18 protein-coding genes and 1 pseudogene are annotated in these 19,680 nt (G+C 67.7%); 13 read left to right on the top strand and 6 right to left on the bottom strand.

Annotated features, from left to right (window positions below):
- Position 1: 1 nt before the first annotated feature.
- On the bottom strand, positions 2-1,183 hold the full coding sequence (locus B207_RS35150; protein WP_154675569.1) for an acyltransferase family protein: 1,182 nt from the start codon (positions 1,181-1,183) through the stop codon (positions 2-4).
- Between the two features lie 348 nt (positions 1,184-1,531).
- Positions 1,532-2,038 carry a nuclear transport factor 2 family protein gene (locus B207_RS0123195; protein ID WP_018638994.1) on the bottom strand — a complete coding sequence of 169 codons (507 nt, stop codon included), beginning with the start codon at positions 2,036-2,038 and terminating at the stop codon, positions 1,532-1,534.
- 425 nt (positions 2,039-2,463) lie between these two features.
- On the opposite strand from B207_RS0123195, the gene B207_RS38835 reads away from it, so the two are divergent.
- On the top strand, positions 2,464-3,453 hold the full coding sequence (locus tag B207_RS38835) for an NAD-dependent epimerase/dehydratase family protein (RefSeq protein ID WP_326828851.1): 990 nt from the start codon (positions 2,464-2,466) through the stop codon (positions 3,451-3,453).
- Between the two features lie 69 nt (positions 3,454-3,522).
- On the opposite strand, the gene B207_RS0123190 is transcribed toward B207_RS38835, so the two are convergent.
- Entirely contained in the window at positions 3,523-3,900 is a 378-nt protein-coding gene (locus tag B207_RS0123190) for a MerR family transcriptional regulator (protein WP_018638993.1), read from the bottom strand.
- 626 nt (positions 3,901-4,526) lie between these two features.
- Here B207_RS0123190 and hpnR point away from each other — a divergent pair.
- Both hpnR and B207_RS40055 read left to right on the top strand, forming a co-directional pair.
- Entirely contained in the window at positions 4,527-6,035 is a 1,509-nt protein-coding gene (hpnR, locus tag B207_RS35145; RefSeq protein ID WP_051102633.1) for a hopanoid C-3 methylase HpnR, read from the top strand.
- Between the two features lie 73 nt (positions 6,036-6,108).
- Positions 6,109-6,288: a hypothetical protein gene (locus B207_RS40055; RefSeq protein ID WP_154675567.1), complete on the top strand. Its 180-nt coding sequence runs from the start codon at positions 6,109-6,111 to the stop codon at positions 6,286-6,288.
- A 637-nt stretch (positions 6,289-6,925) separates the two neighbouring features.
- Here B207_RS40055 and B207_RS40050 read toward each other — a convergent pair.
- Positions 6,926-7,063: a hypothetical protein gene (locus tag B207_RS40050; RefSeq protein WP_154675566.1), complete on the bottom strand. Its 138-nt coding sequence runs from the start codon at positions 7,061-7,063 to the stop codon at positions 6,926-6,928.
- Between the two features lie 557 nt (positions 7,064-7,620).
- Between B207_RS40050 and B207_RS0123170 the strand changes: the two genes are divergently transcribed.
- Both B207_RS0123170 and B207_RS0123165 read left to right on the top strand, forming a co-directional pair.
- The gene (locus B207_RS0123170) at positions 7,621-9,084 is read left to right on the top strand and encodes a mannitol dehydrogenase family protein (RefSeq protein WP_018638989.1); all 1,464 of its coding nucleotides are present in this window, start codon (positions 7,621-7,623) and stop codon (positions 9,082-9,084) included.
- Positions 9,081-9,935, top strand: coding sequence for an HAD family hydrolase (locus B207_RS0123165; RefSeq protein ID WP_230205179.1), 855 nt, complete (start codon positions 9,081-9,083; stop codon positions 9,933-9,935). Before B207_RS0123170 ends, B207_RS0123165 begins: the two co-directional genes overlap by 4 nt.
- Positions 9,936-10,027: 92 nt before the next feature.
- On the opposite strand, the gene B207_RS37200 is transcribed toward B207_RS0123165, so the two are convergent.
- Positions 10,028-11,209 carry a fibronectin type III domain-containing protein gene (locus B207_RS37200; RefSeq protein ID WP_154675565.1) on the bottom strand — a complete coding sequence of 394 codons (1,182 nt, stop codon included), beginning with the start codon at positions 11,207-11,209 and terminating at the stop codon, positions 10,028-10,030.
- 76 nt (positions 11,210-11,285) lie between these two features.
- Between B207_RS37200 and B207_RS37195 the strand changes: the two genes are divergently transcribed.
- The 8 genes from B207_RS37195 to B207_RS0123125 all read left to right on the top strand — a co-directional run bounded on the left by B207_RS37195 (position 11,286) and on the right by B207_RS0123125 (position 18,601).
- The gene (locus B207_RS37195) at positions 11,286-12,794 is read left to right on the top strand and encodes a serine/threonine-protein kinase (protein WP_063820961.1); all 1,509 of its coding nucleotides are present in this window, start codon (positions 11,286-11,288) and stop codon (positions 12,792-12,794) included.
- A 352-nt stretch (positions 12,795-13,146) separates the two neighbouring features.
- On the top strand, positions 13,147-13,983 hold the full coding sequence (locus B207_RS0123150; RefSeq protein ID WP_230205178.1) for a UbiA family prenyltransferase: 837 nt from the start codon (positions 13,147-13,149) through the stop codon (positions 13,981-13,983).
- Between the two features lie 169 nt (positions 13,984-14,152).
- On the top strand, positions 14,153-14,872 hold the full coding sequence (locus B207_RS0123145) for a methyltransferase domain-containing protein (RefSeq protein WP_018638985.1): 720 nt from the start codon (positions 14,153-14,155) through the stop codon (positions 14,870-14,872).
- A complete protein-coding gene (locus tag B207_RS0123140) occupies positions 14,869-16,206 on the top strand; it encodes an acyl-CoA dehydrogenase family protein (protein ID WP_018638984.1) in 1,338 nt (445 codons plus the stop codon). Before B207_RS0123145 ends, B207_RS0123140 begins: the two co-directional genes overlap by 4 nt.
- A complete protein-coding gene (locus tag B207_RS0123135) occupies positions 16,203-17,309 on the top strand; it encodes a type III polyketide synthase (RefSeq protein ID WP_154675574.1) in 1,107 nt (368 codons plus the stop codon). The genes B207_RS0123140 and B207_RS0123135 overlap by 4 nt, the downstream gene beginning before the upstream one ends.
- A gap of 130 nt (positions 17,310-17,439) precedes the next feature.
- The gene (locus B207_RS43000; protein WP_407671454.1) at positions 17,440-17,697 is read left to right on the top strand and encodes a transposase; all 258 of its coding nucleotides are present in this window, start codon (positions 17,440-17,442) and stop codon (positions 17,695-17,697) included.
- 110 nt (positions 17,698-17,807) lie between these two features.
- A complete protein-coding gene (locus tag B207_RS35125) occupies positions 17,808-18,119 on the top strand; it encodes a hypothetical protein (RefSeq protein ID WP_026311359.1) in 312 nt (103 codons plus the stop codon).
- A complete protein-coding gene (locus tag B207_RS0123125) occupies positions 18,116-18,601 on the top strand; it encodes a hypothetical protein (RefSeq protein ID WP_018638980.1) in 486 nt (161 codons plus the stop codon). Before B207_RS35125 ends, B207_RS0123125 begins: the two co-directional genes overlap by 4 nt.
- A 554-nt stretch (positions 18,602-19,155) precedes the next feature.
- On the opposite strand, the pseudogene B207_RS41810 reads toward B207_RS0123125, so the two are convergent.
- Positions 19,156-19,395, bottom strand: a pseudogene (locus tag B207_RS41810) (ISAzo13-like element transposase-related protein); the annotation flags it as partial.
- Between the last annotated feature and the right edge of the window lie 285 nt (positions 19,396-19,680).

Genomic DNA, 19,680 nt, shown 5'->3' with positions numbered 1-19,680 from the left:
ATCAGGGCCGCGCGCCCCCCGCGGCGGACCGCGCGTCACGCCGCCATGGTCGTGGCCACGTCACGTTGGCTTTCTTCAACGCCAGCGCGGGGGCTTCGACGAGGTACCAGCTGGCGACGGCGGCGAGGGCCGACACGGCCGTCGAAGCGGCGACGTGGACAGCGACGTTGTCGTCGCCCACACCGGCCTCGAGCAGGACGAGCTGAAGTGGCCAGGAATAGATGTAGATGCCGTAGGAGAGGTCCCGGCGGGTTCCGACCCGCTCGAGGCGTCGACCGGTACCTCCCCACAGGAGAAGATAGGCCAGGGGCACCGGGCCGAGGACCAGGTAGGTCGAGGGCGCCACCAGAGTGATCGCGAACAGGGCGCAGCTTGTGGTGAGCAGCGGCCAGGTGACGGGAATGCGGTCGACGTAGAGGTACATGACCACACCGACAAGGAACACCGAGACATAGCGGATGGTGTAGGACTCGCCGAGCCACTGGGAGCCCGAGATGGTGTCCGCGGCCGCGAGAAACCAGCAGGAGAGAGCGGAGAGAACGACGAGCAGACGGCTCCGACGGAGGAGTCCGACTCCACCAAAAACGCCTATCATCAGGTAACACAGCACCTCGAAGAAAAGCGTGTGCAGAGAACCATCGAGCGGTTCTCCGCCATGGAGATCGCCGATGTTGAACTGGTTCATCCGGAGCAGCGAGTTGGCCATGACGTACGTCACTGCCGATTCGGGCCCCGTCCAGGGATAGCCTGCGAGTGCCTCTCGTTCGAGGCGCCACAGCAGGGGCCCGAACACGACAGCCGTGATCGCGAGACAGACCCAGAATCCGGGAAGGATCCGCAGGAACCGGTGCCACAGGTAGCGCGCGGTCGACGAAGCCTGAAGCCGACTTCGAGTGATCAGGAAGCCACTGATCAGGAAGAAGCCGTCAACGGCGATCGTTCCTGCCGCCGGCCCCCCGGTGAGGTTTTGCAGCGGGTCGTCCCCGTCGTGTACGAACACCCAGGAGTGCGAGACCAGGACGATCAACGCGAGAGCGAGGCGCAGCGCGTTCAGATTGTTGCGTCGAGGGTCGAACCTGTGGCCGAGAGTCAGGGCACCGCAGCGATGTGCACCTGGACCTGGGCCTGATCGTCGAGCACCGGGGCGGGCGAGCGGCGAGTTGTCATGGTCAGCTTCTGTCACGTGCCACTGCCCTCTCCCTCTGCACGGCTCCTGGCGAGGACCTGCCAAGCCATCTCATGACCATCCACTCCTCAGCGATCATGTCCTGTCGCGGGCAACCCAACCCTAACGTAAGGGTAGAGTTGTGGCTCTGTCCGAGCTACGCGGATACTCGGGCTGCGCCCTCAGCCAGCACCGAGCTGGTCTGGATCCAGGCTCACGCGGCGACGGCACGACGGAGACAGCACGACGGAGACAGGTGGCCGGATCAGGAGGGAGCGGAGGTGTGTGGGTGGGTGCGACATGGCGAGGCCGTCGGGTCCCGAGGCACATCCCCTCGGGACCCGACGGCAACCCGGCGCGTCCGCGTCAGAGACGGGCGAGTTCGTCCTCGCTCGAAGCCTGCCTGCTGACGGGAATAATCGGACCGGCCGCCATCTTCTCCAGCTTCTCCACCATTCCCAGAATACGAGTGAGACGCAGCGAGCAGATCCGCCAGCGACCGTCTGCACCTCTTCGGTACTCCTCGCGATAGTGGCCGTATCCGTCCAGTTCCAGATCCCCGTCAGGTCCCGTGAACTTCACATAGTCATACATGGCCCAGATTCCACGAGCCGTGTCGGGCCCGAGGATTTCGATCTCCGGCATGTGACCATGATGGATTGTCGTTGCCGCACCGATCGCCCGCCGAATGAACGAGATGAACACTTCGCGACTGTCGAGGACCTGGTCTGGAACGTCTCCGAGCCAGGCATGAAAATCCTCGGTGAAGACATCGACCCATTCGTCCCACTTCTTCTCGTCCACCAGCCTCAGGTAGCGGGCCTTGAGCTGCTTGATCTCCTCGATATCGCCGATATGACGGGCAGTGTTCACAAATCCCCCTCGTTTGGAGTTGGAAGCGGCGTCTGAAGTTGCCGGGCGTCGGACCTGCGCCAACCATCCCTGGGCCTGACGGGGCGCGCACGGTCCGGGTGCGGCTGTGGAGGTCAACGGCATGCATCGGCGCTGCACCAGTAGCCGGTGGTCGACCGTGGCCTGACCCGTGGTTTGACATGGAGCGGGCGCACGTCGGCACCGTGCGACCCCCGCCGGAAGATCGCCCGTCCGGTTCCTTCAGACGCCACCGTAACCGCTGTCGTGATCGCCATCCAACCCGGCTGTCGCATTACCGGGAGTGCACCGTCTGACCGCTGATGGCCCGCCGATCGAACAACGGGTATTTCGCGGATATTCTTCGAGGCTCAGGTTGCGACCTGCTCGTATCTTCGGCGTGCGCGGCCCGGTGATCTCCATGTAGCGTGCTCCACGTGCGAGTACTGGTCACTGGAGGTACGGGTAAGGTCGGCGGTGCGGTCGTCAGGGCGTCGTTGCGGGCCGGTCACAAGGTGAGAGCTGTCGTACGAGACGTCATCCGGGCCAGGGCCGCCCTTCCCCCGGAAGTCGAAGTTGTTCCCGGAGACGTCACGGACGCACCCTCGCTCACCGAGGCATGCGACGGCTGCGAGATCGTCTACAACGCGATGGGGGTGCCGGAACAATGGCTGGCTGATCCAGCTTTGTTCGTACAGATCAATGTGCAGGGATCGGTGAACATCACTCGTGCCGCCGTGGCGGCGGGGGTGAAGCGCCTGGTCCACACCAGCACCATCGACGTGTTCGCGGCACCCCCGGGCGGTCGCTTCGACGAGACGAACCTCGCAGGCCACGCCAAGGGAACCGCCTATGAGCGGTCGAAACAGCAGGCGGAACAAGCTGTGATCGAGACCGCCGGCACCATGGAGATCGTTTTTGTCAACTTGGCCACGGTTTACGGCCTCGGCCCCACTGGGAATGCATCGCTGGAATCACGGATGTTTCGTCCCGTGCTGCGGGGAACACTGCCTGCCGTTCCTGCGGGAGGATTCGGAGTGGTCTTCACCGAAGGCCAGGCCCTGGGGCATCTTCTCGCCGCCGAACGTGGCCGTCCTGGCGAGCGCTACATCCTCTGCGATGAATATGCGACTTTGATGCACATAGCGCGGACCCTCACCGAGGTCGCAGGTCGTGGTCGTGCTCCGCTCACAACCGTTCCAGCTCCGCTCATGAGTCTCGCGGCGACGGTGGGCGAGCTGACTGCGAAAGTCACTCATCGGCCACCCCCGATCGCCCGTTGCCAGCTTCAATATCTGCGATGGAACGCGGTTCCCGATTCCTCCAAGGCCCAGAAGGAACTCGACTGGCATCCCACACCATTGGCAGCGGGACTCCATCGCATCCTCACGGAGGCCGGGGGCAAGTCCGTTCTGTAGGGTGGCCTGCATGCGCAGGCCGTCCGTCCTGACAGGAGAGACAGCCTCCGGCAGTCCAATGTGATCAGGTCAGACGGGCTCTCCCTGTTCACGCAGCCAGCAGACAAAGCTCTCGGCGACATTCATCTTCTCGCGCATTTTTGCGATTTTCTCCTGCGCCCGTTCGGACCATTTTCGCAGCTGCTCCTGGAGATCTTCCTGCTGACCTTCGACCAGACCATGGCCGCGCGCCGCGTCGCGAAGAGTGAGAATCTCCCGGATTTCTTCCAGAGTAAAACCGAGAGGCTTCACGCTCTTGACCATGTCCAGCCTGTCGACGGCGTCTTCGTCGTAGAGCCGAAACCCGCGGATCGTGCGTCCGACCGGTGCGAGCAGCCCAGCCTCCTCGTAGAAGCGGACGGTGCGTAGCGAAAGACGGGCCCGCTCAGCGAGCTCGCCAATGTACATGAGAGGGGAAGTCGACCTGCCAGCAGCGACATCACAACCAGAATGATCTGTCGTCAACCTACCCCCTACCTGGTACCAGATTCGACTGGATACCATACCTCACTCCGAGAGCAGGCAGGCAGCCCCGGCCGCCCACGGTAAGGACTCGTCGGACTCGGACAACAGTTCCCAACCGGCAGGTTGGTGAGGCGAACAGCATGAAACCTCCCCATTTCCGGTGTTCTCCGCAGGACAGCCGACGTCGAGGTGGTGCCGAGCCCATGGCTCAGGCAGGGGGCGGAACTCGATGAGAAAAGTCCCGCCCCGCCGGGGTCGGCGCCGGTCACGGTGACCTGCACATCTGAGTTCATGAATACTGCCGCGCCGGTGGACCCGCCGACCGCTGGGATCTCGGCCGGGATCTCATATCCCAGTGCTGGCAGCACCCTCCGAACCACGTCGCGGGAACCATGGCTGTCCGTTCGCCAGGCCGACAGGAGCGATCGCGCCCGCGTGGAACAGATTCCCACGGGTAGAGCAGGCCATTGAAGGGCCTCGACGGGGCTCTCCCCTCCTCCCGGAGACACGGAAAGCACGACGACAAAAAGACGAAGACCGGGCACTCTGGCCGAGAACGAGGCGAGGCGATGCGGGTACTCCTGGTCCATCCGAGCGCTCTGATGTATTCCGAAATATTTCTCCGACTTGAGCCGATCGGTCTCGAAAGAGTGGGTGCGGCGCTTCTGCGGCATGGCCACGATGTCCGCATCATCGACCTGCAGACGGACCAGGCGAAGAGCTACCCTGACGCCCTTCGCCGCTTTCGGCCGGAATGTGTCATGTTCGGGCTGAACTACCTGGCCAACGTCCCCGAGGTCATCACCCTCGCAAAGCAGGCCAAGGCGGTGCTGCCCGGCTGCCTGGTGGTCGCCGGCGGCCACAGCGTCTCGTTCATCGCCAGGCACCTGCTCGACACCTGTCAGGAGGCGATCGACGCAGTCGCCCGCGGCGAGGGCGAGACGGTTGCCCCCCGTATCCTCGCCACCGACCGGGACAGCCTGCACGAGGTGCCCGGTGTGGTCACCCGCGCCGGCACAGGGCCGCCCCCGACCATGTTGCCCACGCTCGACGAGCCGCTGCCCGCCCGCCACCTGCTGCCCCACCGCAGCAGGTACTTCATCGGCGAACTCGACCCCTGTGCCTCGGTCGAGTTCACCCGCGGCTGCCCATGGGACTGCTCCTTCTGCAGTGCCTGGACCTTCTATGGCCGCAGCTACCGGCGGATGTCACCGGACGTCGCCGGGCACGAGCTCGCCACCATCCAGGAGCCCAACGTCTTCCTCGTCGACGACGTCGCGTTCATCAAACCCGACCACGGCATGGCCATCGCCGACCAGATCGAACGCCGCCGCATCCGCAAGCGCTACTACCTGGAGACCCGCGCCGACGTCCTGCTGCGCCATCCCGAGGTCTTCCAGCGCTGGCACCGGCTGGGCCTGACCTACATGTTCCTCGGCATGGAGGCACTCGACGCCGAGGGTCTCGACCTGTTCCACAAGCGCATCTCCCCCGACGAGAACATCAAAGCCCTTGAGATCGCCCGGAGGATCGGAATCACCGTCGCGGTGAACCTGATAGCCGACCCCGGCTGGGACACCGAACAGTTCCGGCTCGTGCGGGAGTGGGCTCTGTCGGTCCCGGAGATCGTCCACCTCACCGTCATCACGCCCTACCCGGGCACCGAGATCTGGCACACCCAGGCGCAGCAGCTCACCAGCCTTGATTACAGGCTCTTCGACATCCAGCACGCGGTGACCCCGACCCGGCTGCCCCTCGACGAGTTCTACCGCGAGCTCGTGGCGACCCAGGCGGTGCTCAACCGCAAACATCTCGGCGTACGGGCGCTGGCCGGCACCGCCCGCATCGTCGCCGGGCATCTCGCCCACGGCCAGACGAACTTCGTACGCATGCTCTGGAAGTTCCCTCGCGTCTACAACGCCGAGCGTCTGCACGCCGAGCACAGCCGCCCCGTGACATTCCGCCTGCCCGAGCCGTCCCGAGGACCGGGGCGCCCGCACCGCCGGGAGCTCTACGTGCACCAGCACCAGAACGTGCACCAGCACGACGGCAGCAGCACGCACAGCCACTCGGCCTGACCCGGACGCGGCCCCGCGCTGACGACATGCCGCAGGCGAGGGCCGCACACCTTGCCGATGCCGGGGATCGTTCGTGGTCGTCGGAGTGTGCGGCGTCCGCTGCTCGCTGCGCCGGGTGGTGTCATGGTGGTCGGCCGCCCCGTCCGGGCTGCCGACCATCCCGCGCAGCATGGGGAGGCCGCCGGTACGCACGAACCGGCGTACGAGCAACCCGGCCAGCGCGAGGAAGGCGATGTTCAGGAAGGTCGTGTAGTCCCAGGACAGGTGGGCCGTCGTGACCTGCGCGTCCCGCTGGTGGTGGCGCCGTACCCCGCGTCCGGTGCTCGCCGGCGCCCTGCTGGGCGGAGCGTTCGGCTTCGGACTGGACGGCGCTGTCACCGTCCTACCCGGCTCCGCCCAAGGGTGCCCTCGTGGTGTTCCGCGGGAAGCCGCATGCGCCCCCGTTCCATTTTTGAATGGGAGTCACAGGGATGCCCAACCAGGTTATTTCGATAATGTTCGCCGCGGCCTGGGCCCTGGCCGCCGCATACTTCCTGGCCGAGGTCGCGCGTAAGCGGCCGTTCCGGCATCAGCCGTTCGGGGGGCGAGCATCTCGTTCGCGGTCACTGGCCCTGGCGCTGCTGTTCACCGGCCTGTCTCTGAACCCGACCGCGGCCCTGCTGCGCGACCACCGTGCTCTCTCCATCCTCCATCGCGCTTTCCGCCCTCGGCCTGCTCTGCCTCGCCGCCATGATGGTCGTTTTCGCCGTCCAGGGCTGGAAACGTCCAGGGCTGGAAAACAGCATCGACACCTCGGGGCAGGACTGCTAACCCCGGCCACGGTCCAGTCGCCGGATGTCGTTCCAGGGTCGCGCCTCGAAGGCCTGGCCGACAGGCAGAACAAAAGCCGTTCATGACAGTTCCGCCGGCTCCGCCCCGGTCGACTCCCAGGTCGACTCCCAGGTCAGCCGCGACTGCGCGTTCACCGGCCCCACCGTGCACGCCCGGACGATCCGCGACCGCGACGTGACGTTCTGCGCGGACCTCACCGCCGCGCCCACCCCTGCGGCACATCCCGCTCCTCGCCGTAAAGCGCGATCGGTGCGGCACCCGGACCCGACACAGCCCCAGCCCCAGCCCCAGCCCAGGATCAGCAGGGAAACCTGAGGCCCAGAACATCGGCGCCTCGGTGACTAGCCGGCCTTGCGTTCGCCTTACGAACCAGATCGATGGTCCGTCACACGCCGGAGGGCTGGTAGACCTTAAGTCCGACTTCCCGACCTGTACGGCTTCAGCCAGGAAGATCGAGAAAGAGCGTGACGCGAACCTCACCGGTTCCCGAGGTGGATCTTCGGGACATCGAACAGGGGGACGAGAGGTTCGAGAGGGAGGCGGGACCCGTTCGCGGACAGAACGCGGACACTGATACATCGTGTTAACACGAGAAGCGGCCCAGCAAGCCTTCGGCGAATTCAAGGAAGCCTTGACTCTACTCGATATGGAAACGGCGACCAAACATCATCGCGGCACCAGTGGGGTAAGCAGGGGCCGGCAGGCGGACACGGCGGTCGTGCCCTTTCCCCGCTCGCGGCGGACGGTGCCACCTGTGCTCGCGGAGAGCACGGTCGCGAAGCTGGGAGACCGCGTGGAGAGGCCCGCCTACGACAGGCGCGCACTGACTCCATCCGTCGTTCATCTCAGCGTCGGAAGCTTCGCGCGCGCGCACCCCATCCTGTACTTCGACGACCTTGCCGCCACAGGCGAGACCGGCTGGGGCGTGGTCGGAGTCGGTATGCGCAGTCCGCAGATCGGCGAGGTGCTCCGTGACCAGGACGGGCTCTACACGGTCGTCGAGCGTGACCGTGACGGTGCCCGCGCCCGACTCGTCGGCGCCCTCGTCGACTACCTGTATCTCCCGGAGCAGCCCAAGCAGGTCGCCGACCTGCTGGCGTCCCCGACCACCCGGCTGGTCACGATGACCGTGACCAGTGAGGGCTACCAGGTGCGTTCCGATATCCCAGCGGTCCGTCACGATCTGGCGACTCCGGAAGACCCGGTGACCGCGACCGGGCTGCTCGTCGCCGCCCTGCGCCGGCGCCGGGCGGAGGGCACGGGCCCGTTCACGGTGCTGTCCTGTGACAACCTCGACGACTCGGGTGCCGCGGTTCGGCTTGCCGTTCTCGAGTTCGCGGGACTGCTCGACGCCCAGACCGGCGAGGACCTCACCTCCTGGGTCCGGGAGAACGTGGCTTTCCCCAGCGGCATGGTGGACCGCATCACCCCGACCACCAGCCCCCAGCTGCGCGACCAGATCGAGGGTGAGTTCGGGGTCCCCGACCGCTGGCCGGTGGTCACGGAGACGTTCCGGCAGTGGGTCGTCGAGGACGACTTCTGCGCCGAGCGGCCTCCGCTGGAGCGGGTCGGTGTGCAGGTGGTCGACGACGTCGCACCCTGGAAGTTCATGAAGGGCCGCCTGCTCAACGGCGGGCACTGCGCGCTTGGCTACCTGGGCGTGCTCGCTTCGTTGGAGACCACTGACCAGGCCATGGCCGAGCCTGTGCTGTCGGAGTACATGTCGCGCCTGCTGCGCGAGGAAATCGCCCCGCTGCTCCCGGAGCTGCCCGGCCAGGACACCGACGAGTACGTGACGACGACCCTCGACCGCATCGCGAACCCTGCCATCAGCGACAGTCTGCTGCGGCTGTGCCGGCGAGGATCGACGAAGGTCCCCCACCATCTGTTGTCCTCGCTGGGCGAGGCCCGCGTGGCGGGGAGGCCACACCGGCTGCTGCTGGCGGCGCTGGCGGGGTGGCTGCGCTTCCTGCGCGGTGAAGACCTGGATGGCCGCCCGCTGACCATCGAGGACTCGCGAGCCGAGGATCTCCGGCTCGCCGCGCAGGCCGGTGGCGACGATCCGACGGCGCTGCTGGAGCTTCGCGATATCTTCGGCGATCTGGTCGAGGACACCGACCTGGTCGCGGAGCTCGGCGAACTGCTCACACGCGCGTCCCACGACGGAGTTCGCGGCATGCTCGCGGCTCTGCTCGACTCCAACGAGGAGGTCCGGTGACAACGCTTCCGAAGGCTTCGGGAACCAGTGCTTCGAGAACCGCGGTGCCCGAGGGCCTGGACGCCTCCGCGGTCAGGATCGTGCTCTGCGACGCGGACGACAACCTGTTCCCCTCGGAGGCGCCCGCGTTCACCGCGTCGACCGAGGTCACCAATGACTTCCTGGAACGTATCGGGGTCGGTCACCGCTGGACGCCCGAGGATCTGCGCCGCGCCGCCATGGGCCGCAACTTCCGCTCCGTGGCCCTGCAGGCGGCGGCCGACGCCGGCGTCCCCGTGGAGACTTCGACGGATCCCGTCGAGCCGGTGGAACCGTCCGCGGGAGTCGCCGAGCGTGTGTCGGCCGCCGAGATGGAATGGTGGGTCGCCGAGGAGAAGCGCCGTGTGAGCAACCGGCTCCGCACGGTGCTGCGACCGGACCCCGAGGTGCTGGGCCCGCTCGCCAGCCTGGGTGCGAGATACCGCCTGGCGGCGGTCAGCTCGAGTGCACTGAGCCGCCTGGAGGCGTCTTTCACCGCGGCCGGCCTCACCGGGCTGCTTCCGCCCCAGGTGCGCTACAGCGCTGAGGACACCCCCCCGGTTCCGACCAGCAAGCCCGATCCGACCGTCTACCGGATCGCCTGTGAGCGCGAGGGTGTGGCACCGGCGGAGGCGGTGGCTGTCGAGGACTCCCTGACGGGGGCGACGGCGGCTGTCCGGGCGGGCATTCCCACCGTCGGCAATCTCCAGTTCGTCCTCCCGGCCGAACGCGAGGCACGGATCGCGGCTTTCCGCGAGGTCGGCGTGGCGGCTGTGGTGGAGAACTGGCAGCAGCTGGCATCGCTGCTGCTCGTCGGCGCGACTGCGGGATGAGCCCACATTCGCGGAAGCCGCCGTTCAGGTAGGGCCGGTATCGCGTTCGACTTCGCGTCCACTTCGCGTCCACTTCGCGTCCACCGCGCTGCTCAGCCGCCAGGCGTCACGGTGACTGGCGTGGAGAGCCTCGATTCACCAGAATAGTTGCTCGCGGTCAACCAGAACTCGTAGGTCTGCCCGTTGACCAGCTGCTGTGCGGTGTAACAGGTGCCCTGGATCGGATAGGGCAGCCGCTGTCGGCCCTGCCCGGCCGTCACATCACGGTAGAAAAGCGTGTACGCGTCAGCACCCGGCGACGCCACCCAGCACAGCCGCACCGTCGCATTGCCGGTTTCCGCCCGCAGATCCGAGGGGGCCGGCGGGGCCGACGGCGGCGGAATCTGGGGCGGACTCGTTGACCGATCCGGGGGCGTGGACCGGGCCGGAGCCGACAGCGGCGCCGGAGCCATCGGCTCGACCGCGACCGTGTTGGACGGATCCGATTCGCCGGCGCTGTTGCTGCCGGTGATCCGAAATCCATAGGTACGACCGTTGACCAGCTGCTGCGCGGTGTAACAGGTGCCCTGGATCGCATAGGGCATCCGCACCCAGCCCTGCCCGGCCGTCACATCACGGTAGAAAAGCGTGTACGCGTCAGCACCCGGCGACGCCACCCAGCACAGCCGTGCCGTCGCGTTTCCCGGCTCAGCGCTGAGAGCGGTCGGAGCCACGGGCACGCCGACCGCAGGCGCCCCGACCACGGGTGATTCGACCACAGACGCCCCGACCACGGGTGATTCGACCACAGGCGGTCGGCTGCGGGGTGGCTCCGGGTCGCCCGTGGGCCCGGGGGTCGGGCCGGTAGCCGCCGGCCCGACCACCTCGGAACCGGCCTGCGTGGAAGCAACGTCCCGCTCTTCCTCGGCGGCACCGTCCTGCGCTGTCCAGAGCCCCGCCGCTACCGCGACGAGGACCACAACCAGGCCGGTCAGGCTGGCACGGAGACCCGTGTCGACGGCGGCCCGCAGAAGCCACGCACCGCCGCGAATCCGGGATCTGACCTGGCGCAACGCCCGAACCGAAACGTGCGGCGTAGCCGGACCCGAGGCAGTCTCTTTCGATGCTGCCTGGCCCGGACTGGCCTGCGGGGCATCGACAACCATACTGGTCTCGTTTCTCGGGTCGACGGGACGATGGCACGCCTGACCACGAAAACTTAACACCGTCGGCCTTCGATCGACTCTGGTTCCAGCCGAAGTGGCCGGCGCATGGCGAACCACGGCCCCGATCACGCAAAGACGGTCGCGCCGACCTCCGCCTGACACTAGGATCGTGTTTTCCAGGCTCGGAGCACGCAAAGGGGATTCCGTGGCAGCGGAAACCGATGACGCCGTGGGCACCAGGATCGCCGGGCGGTACCAGCTCATCGAGCAGATAGGCGCCGGCGCCTATGGAACGGTCTGGCGGGCCGTCGACGAGGTCCTCAACGTCACCGTGGCGGCCAAACAGCTGCGAATTCCTGCGACGGTATCGCCGGGCCACACCTCGTTGCTGGTCACCCAGGTCATGCGTGAGGCACGGATGGTGGCGAAACTTCGCGACCATCCCAACGTAGTCACCGTGCTCGACGTGGTCGAGGAGAACAATCTCCCCTGGATCATCATGGAGTACGTGCCATCGGTGTCGTTGGCCGAGGCGATCCGTACCCGTGGCGTGTTCTCGGCCGACGAGGTCATCCGGATCGGCATCTCCATACTGGACGCACTCGTCGCAGCACACCAGCGCGGGATCAACCATCGGGACGTCAAGCCCGCGAACATTCTGATCGGCCACGACGGCCGCGTCATGCTCGTCGATTTCGGGGTCGCCGTCCACGGATCGGATCCCTCGATCAGCGAAGGTCCGATCGGCACCCTGACCTATATCGCTCCGGAACAGTTCGCGGGCATCCGCCGGTCCACGGCAGGCGACCTGTTCTCACTCGGGGCCACGCTGTACTACGCCGCCGAGGGAGCTTCGGCGTTCTCCCGTCCGACCCAGGCCGCAACGATCCAGGCTGTCCTGCACGACCATCCCCGCTTCGTGCGGACGCCCGCGTCGCTGGCGACCGTGATCGAGGGATTTCTCACCAAGGATCCAGCGGACCGCCTGACCGGCAGCGCGGGGCTGGCAGCCCTTCGTGGCGCACTGGCCGCACCGCACCGCGAGGAGCCAGGGCACGCAGGCGAACCGCTGGAGCGCCCGGAAGAACCGCCGAAGCACGTAGGCGAACAGCCGGAACACGCAGCCGAGCCACCCGTCGAACTACGCGAGTCCAGGCTGCGACGGGTGCTGGGGGGGATTCTCGCAGTCGTGGCTCTGGCCGCCGCCGCCGCGCCCTGGAGTGTTGTGTACGTCGGCGATCATCCTGCCTGGATCGGTGCACCGGCGGCCGTGTGGTCGTGCTTCTTCGGTTCCTGGGCTGTCGTCTTCGGCTACCTCTTCTGTCGGCCCGATCTGCTCCTCATCAGTGAGACGGCGCTGCGCTACCGGCGTGACGGCGTGGATCACCTGCTGACCCGCGAGCAGATCGACGGTGCTCGCGTCCGCGCCGGGCGCCTTGAGGTCAGGCTTTCCGACCCGCCCCGCTCGTCGGGCTCACCCGATCCTGCCTGGCTCAGGCGCTACCAGGTTCGGTCCGAGCCCCCTTATCTCGATCCAGGCGGTGTCCTGGTCCTGTGCGCGCTCGGGGATCTCTCCGGTGCGTCCGCCGAGCAGGTCGCGTCCGCGGTACGCCGGTTCGGCAACGAAGAGTTCGCCGGGTCCTCCAGCGCACCCACCGCCCCGACCGCCCCGACCGCGCCGCCGGCCGACAGCGGCGTCACCGCCCTGGCCTGACTGTTTGCTTCCTCCGCTGCGACGTCCGTCCACAACCGGCGCATCGGCCACCGCCGCAAGTTGACACCCATACGACCGGGGCGCCATACGCGGCTCGGCCCGCCCTACCGGTCAGCACGAGAAGAGACAGGGGATGTCTCGGTGGGCGTGGTCCGCCGTGTTCCTTCAGCCTCGACATGCACAACACAGGCAGCTTCTGCTGCCACACTTGCCGGACCGGACCACGGTCCAGGAAAGGCTTGCGGCAAAGGCTGTTCGCCGTGATCCGCGATGCTCTGGGTCGCCATCCAGGAGTCCGCGCCGCTCCATACCGGTGTGGATATTCCACACCGAAGGGGACGGAGTGAAGCGGGTGCCCACCACTGCCACGCCTGTGGAAACAGGGCGGTTCGCTGCGCTGGTGCGGGCCTGTCACCCGGAGCCGACCGCGGCGGTGACACTCTTCGCCACCGCACTGGCGATCTCCAGTGGGCGCTCCGCCTCGGGTGTCGCCGCCGTGGCGGCCGCGGTCGTCACGGGGCAGTTGTCGATTGGCTGGAGCAACGACGTCATCGATCAGGAGCGCGACGCGGCGGGCGGCCGAACGGAGAAGCCGATCGCCGCCGGCGGAGTAGCTCCGAGGCCGGTCACCCTCGCCTGCATGGTCGCGCTGGTCGCGTGCGTTCCGCTCTCCTTCGCCTCGGGTGGCCCGGCGGGCTGGACTCATCTCTGCGCAGTCGCCAGTGCATGGGTCTACAACCTGGGGCTCAAGGGGACCAGGCTGTCCGTCCTCCCGTACGCTCTCTCGTTCGCCCTGCTGCCGGCGTTCGTCGCGCTGGGGCTTCCCGACCATCCAGCACCGCCCTGGTGGCTGCCGTTGGCGGGCGCTCTGCTCGGCTCGGGCGCGCACTTCGCGAACACCCTTCCCGACCTCGCCACCGACGCCCGGACCGGGGTGCGCGGCCTGCCGCACCACCTCGGGGCGGCCGGTTCGCGGCGGTCCGCCGCCCTCCTGCTCGCGACGGGTTCCGCTGTCGCCGTGCTGGGACCGGCGGACCTCAGCCTGTGGCGCGTCGCCATCCTGGTCGCCGTGACGGCGCTGACGGTGCTGGGTCTCCGGCTCAGCGATCGCCATGCCTTCCGGATCGCGATGGCAGTCGCCGCGCTCGACGTTGCGCTCGTTGTCGCCGCCGGCACGTACCTGACCTGACCTGATGAAAGATGATCGACGAAAGGTCCATGGCCGGACGAGAAAGTTTTCCGACATGTGATTTTCGTACCGATTTCATGGAAACGGGCTGCCCCTAAAGATCCGCATTATCTCCGGAACATCTCATTTGGATTCTGCCACTATTCCTTCGGGGAGAAACGTGAACAGGTTGCCGCGTCGGCGCCGCAACGATCCCGCGCAGTACGACGACCTCGCCGACCAGTGGTGGCCCACTCACGGGCGGTTCGCGGCGTTGCACTGGCTCGCCGAGGCGCGCGCCCGCCTCATCCCGGCCCCACCTCACCCCGGCGCCCCGCTGCTCGACCTTGCCTGCGGTGGCGGCCTGCTCGCGCGGGTGCTGACCGGCAGGCTCGCGGGATGGCGGCACATCGGTGTCGATCTGTCCTCAATGGCGCTCCGCCAGGCCAGTGACCACGGCGTCGAGGCGGTCCAGGCCGACGTGACGCGCCTGCCGTTCCCCGACGACAGGTTCTCCTGCGTCGTCGCCGGCGAGATGTTCGAGCATCTCGAGGATCTCGACGCGGCCTGCACGGCGATCGGGCGAGTCCTCGCTCCGGGCGGAACGTTGGTGATCGACACGCTCGCCGACACGCTGTTCTGCCGGATCGGTCTGGTGCGCCTCGCCGAGCGCCTGCCGGGTGGCCCGCCGCCTCGAATACACGATCCGCGCCTGCTGGTGTCGCCCGACCGGCTGGGCGCGGCGCTGGATCGGTGCGGCATCGAGATGACTGTCGTCGGCGGCCTTCGCCCCTCGCTTCCTGACTACGTCCGTTGGCTCGTCCGGCAGGCCGACTCGGTGCGCATGGTGCCGACCGACTCCACCGCGGGTGTCTACCAGGCCGTCGGGACAAGAAGGGAACTTCGATGAGCGTTGAACGGTCTGCAGATGCGCGGGGTCCGGCGCGGGATCCGGCGCGGGATCCGGCGCAGGCACCGCGCGCCGACGGGGCGGAACTCGCCCACAGCGTCGTCGCAGCGATCGCCGGGCGCGCCGGCCACGCGGATCGCTGTGGGGAGCTGCCCGCGGCCGACCTCGACGATCTGCGCCAGGCGGGTCTGCTGGGGCTGCTCGTACCCCGGCGGTTCGGTGGTCACGGCGGCGGTTTCGCGCAGTGGGCCAATGCCGCGCGGGTACTCGCCGAAGCCAGTGGCTCGACCGCCCTGGCCCTGAACATGCACACCTCGGTCCTGGGCGCGCTGGCCGGGACTCCGGACGAGCTCGCCCGCGCGATGGGGGCGCCGGAGTCCTATTTCTCCGCGCGCGACCGGCTGTTGGCACAGGCCGCCGGCGGCTCGTTCATCGCCGTCGCCATGAGCGAACGGGGCGCCGGCTCGCGCCTGTCCGCACTGCGGACCTCCTACCGCCGTGAGGGCGACGGCTACCGGATCACCGGCCTCAAGTCCTTCTGCTCGGGTGCGTCGCACGCGGACGTCTACTTCGTCGCCGCGCGCGCAGCCGACGCAGCCGACGCAGCCGACGCAGCCGAGGAGCATGTCGAAGGTGAACGGCCGGACGAAGACCACCCGGTGGCTGCGGCGGGCCCGGCGACGAGGGTCAGCCACTTTCTTGTTCCAGCCGGGAACGGGGTGACCGTCGAGCCCAACTGGGACACCCTCGGCATGCGGGGTACCGGCAGCCACGACCTGCGCCTGGACGTGTGGGTTCCGGCGGACGCGCTGGTAGGCGGGCTGGAGGGGCTGAGCCTGCTGATCGCGCAGATCATGCCGCAGTGGTTGGTGGCCTCCTACGCCGCTGTCTACGCCGGGGTCGGCCGAGCCACCTTCAACGCGGGAGTCGAACACGCGCGAGGCCAGACGGCAGCGGGGATACCGAAGGGCCTGGTCGGCCTTCCCGCCGTGCGGGCCCGTTTCGGTCACGCGGACGTCGCCCTCGCAGCGCTCGACGTCGTGATCGACGAGTGCGCCCGGCGAGTGGAGGCCGATCCCGGATCAGCGGAGACGAACCGGTGGGTCTGGCGAGCGAAACTGCTCGCCGGGCAGACCGCGCAGGATGTGGCGGCCTCCGTCATCGAGGCGTGCGGGACCACGGTCACCCGCCGCGGCCACCCACTGGAACGGCTGTACCGGGACGCCCGGTGCGGATCTCTCCAACCCGCGACCACGGACGTGTGCGCGGACTGGTTGGGCCTCGCGGCGCTGGGAGGCGACCCGGACGCGGACGCGGACGTGGTCCGATGGTGAGGGGGGCACAGACTCCCGACACGAGCAGGGATCCCGCGAACAGTGCCGGGGCGCAGCCGGGCACGACAGCCGTGATCACCGGGATCGGGACAGCGTTTCCTGGGGTTTTCGACCAGCAGAGCCTGTGGGACGAGGTCTTCGACCGACGGTACCGAGGCGACCGGATGGCTCGCCGGATCTTCCTGGGCTGCGGAGTCCGGACCCGGCACGGGGTGGTGGATCCGCGACGCGAGGACATCAGCGGCTGGTCGACAGCCACCCGGATGCTGCGCTATGTCGAGGACGCGCGCCCCCTTGGACTACAGGCCGCCAGAGCCGCCCTGACGGACGCCGGACTGGACGCCGCCGACGTCGGGCTGTTCGTCGTCGTGTCGTGCACCGGTTACAGCACACCGGGTCTGGACATCCAGCTCGCCCGTGAGCTCGGTATGTCAGCGCAGGTACGGCGGCTGCTGATCGGCCACATGGGCTGCTACGCGGCGATCCCGGGGCTGGGAACCGCCGCCGACTTCGTCCGGGCCCGCCGGCAACCCGCCCTCGTACTCTGCGTGGAACTCACCTCCCTGCACATCCAGCCGGACACTCCTGAACGAGACCTGGAACAGGTGGTCGCGCATGCCCTGTTCGGCGACGCCGCCGCGGCGATCGTGCTCCAGCCCGACGCCGAGCGTGGTCTCGACGTCATCGACACCACGGCCGTAACCGCTCCAGCCAGCGAAGAACTGATGACCTGGCACGTCACTGACCACGGTTTCCGGATGGGGCTGTCTGCCAAGGTCCCCGTCGTCCTGGCGAACCACGTCGAAGAGGCGACCGCGGCACTGCTCGACCCCCTCGAACTCAAGCGGGCCGACGTCCAGGGGTGGGCCGTGCACCCCGGCGGGCCACGCATCGTCGACGTCGTGGAGGAGCGACTGGGTCTGGACAGGGCGCAGACCGCCGCGACCCGCCAGATCCTCGACTCCCGAGGTAACTGTTCGTCGGCGACCGTGCTGCTCGTCGTCGAACAACTGCGCGACGGACTCGACATCGGCGGCACAGCAGTCGCGATGGCGTTCGGTCCAGGTCTGACACTCTGTCTGGCCCTACTACGGCGCAGATAACCTTCGTTCACAACATCCGCCGCGGACACTACGAACTCGGACTCGGCACCTGCTCCGACCCGCTGCTGCGGGTATCAGGCGATCGAGAACATCCCGTCCGATCGCCACTGTCACACAGGAACTCGGCATAGTGGAGGAAACTCTCGGAAGCTGGGTCGCCACCTACCGGCGCGCCCACGCCGGCGCGCCACCGCCACCGACCGCCGACGAAAGCACCCGGCTACGCGAACTCGAACGGCAGAACCGTGAGCTGCTCACGGAAAACCAATTCCCGAAAAAAGCCGCAGCGTACTTCGCGCCAAGGATCATCGGTGAGCGACACGTTCGAGTTCATCGATGCGGAGTACGCCACCCGCACCACCGCGAACCAACCCGGCCACAGCACTAGCGTCGCCGGCCGACCTGGAACCCGAGTACGCTGCCTGGGGCCCAGCCAGGTACATGGGCGGAACGGCAAGCCAGCCGCCAGGGCGTAATACGTCGTGTTACGATGGCGGCATGCCGAATATCCGGTTCACGATCTCGACAGCCTCAGATGTCCAGGCCGCGATCAGGATGCACGCGGAGGCGGCAGGTATGGACGTCTCCGCCTACATGATCGCGGCGGCCGTCGCCCAGATGGCACGTGACGACGCCGCCACGACGGCCTTCGCGGCACTGGATGCACGCAACCAGGCCGCCTTGGAGCAGACCGCCGACCTCCCCGAGGCGGACCTGCCCTCGTTGGACGCCCTGACCACGGACGAGCAGGCCCTCGTCCACCGGGTCCTGACCAGCGCACTCGGAACGGATACCGCGAGCGTCGCGTGATCACCCGTACCGTCGTCTACGACACCGGGATGCTCGTAGCGCTCCTGCGTGAGAACCCCACGGCACGACTACTCCACCACGGCCTACGCGCGGCGCCACACCGGCCGGTTCTCATCGGCCCGGTCCTCGCCCAAGCGTGGCGACCGGACCCGAAAACGGTCCACGCCTTCAGCCAATACCTGAAGGACTGCACCGTTCCACAAACCCGGGAAAGCACGCCACCCATCCGCGGCGCGGCGAACATCCCCGCCGGCTGCGTCGCCTGCGCGAGAACTTTCACCCTCGACTCATACAAACGGGCAGGGGCCATGCTCGCCGATGCCAAGCTTCCCCCGAAGAAGCGGCCGGACGTCATCGACGCCCTGGTCGTCATCACCGCCGCACTGCACGCCCCCGCCCAGATCCTCACCAGCGACCCAGACGACCTGACCGCCTACACCGCCACACTCGACCGCGCCGACATCCTCGTCGAGCCGATCTGACTGTCGCCGACGCTGTCAGCCGTCGGCCATCTGCCTGATGGTGCGGGTGAGCGCCTCTTGCAGCAATGCCGTTTAGGGCTTGCAGATAATTAACACGCCGGTTTGGGCTTTGGCGTCAGGTCGATGCCGTGCGCTTGGGCGTGTGCGGTCAGGTCCGCGAGGGTCGCGAGACGGGTCGGGTCGGGCGCGACGGTGTGGCCGCCCTGGTCGAGCAGCGGGCGGATCTCCCGCTCTGCTTTGGTGATGGGGCCGATGGAGACGCCGAAGAGTTCGGCGAGGACCGGTTGCGGTGTTCGGAAACGCAGCCGTAGGACGGTCACGAGGGTCTGCTCGGCGAGGGTGAGGGCGGGTGGGTGGCCGCCGGCGGGTCTGCGGGTGGGTGGGCCGCCCCTTCGGGCGAACAGCTCGTTGTCGCGTTGGATCCTGTGCGGGACGGTGAGCGAGGCGGTCAGCTCGTCCCAGGCCGTGGTGCTCATGCCGGTCATGGCCGGGTGCGCCCAGTCGGCGCGTTCGGGGGCGCGTGACGGCTCGGGCGGTGGCGGCGGTGGGGCTGGTGGTTCCGGGCGCAGGGTGTAGTTCCAGTCGCCGTGCCAGTCGTGGCGGTCCAGCGGGAGGCAGTCGATCTGTGTGTCGCTGACCTTGGCCCCCGCGGGGTAGGCGGCGGTGTCGAGTTCGGCGTGCACGCGCAGCCCGGTGTGGGTGGTCGTCGCGGCGATCGAGTTGACGATGACCTCGTGGCTGGTCAGCGGCCGGCCGCGCCAGTTCATCGTGATGTGCGAGAACAGCCGGTGCTGCCGGGTAGCCAGGGGCATTTCAGCCCCTGGCCCCCACAGATCACGGACGTGAATCTCTCGATTCATCCGGCTCCTGCTGCACATCACGAGCGGTGCTCGCCTGGCCGCCTGTGGCTTTGCTCATCCCGCAGAGGTTGGCGAGTCCGTAGGTAGCCGCACCGCTCTACGAGGCGTTCAGTACCGCAATTCCCAGTGCGCAAACAGGCCAGGGGACCGTTCCCGGACTCCCCTGAGCCACGCCCGCGCCCTACGGTCACTGCGTTTCAGCCGCTTGTATTTCCCTTC

This window comes from Parafrankia elaeagni (assembly GCF_000374165.1).
Taxonomy (GTDB): domain Bacteria; phylum Actinomycetota; class Actinomycetes; order Frankiales; family Frankiaceae; genus Parafrankia; species Parafrankia elaeagni.
This window is presented reverse-complemented; position numbering and strand designations above follow the sequence as displayed.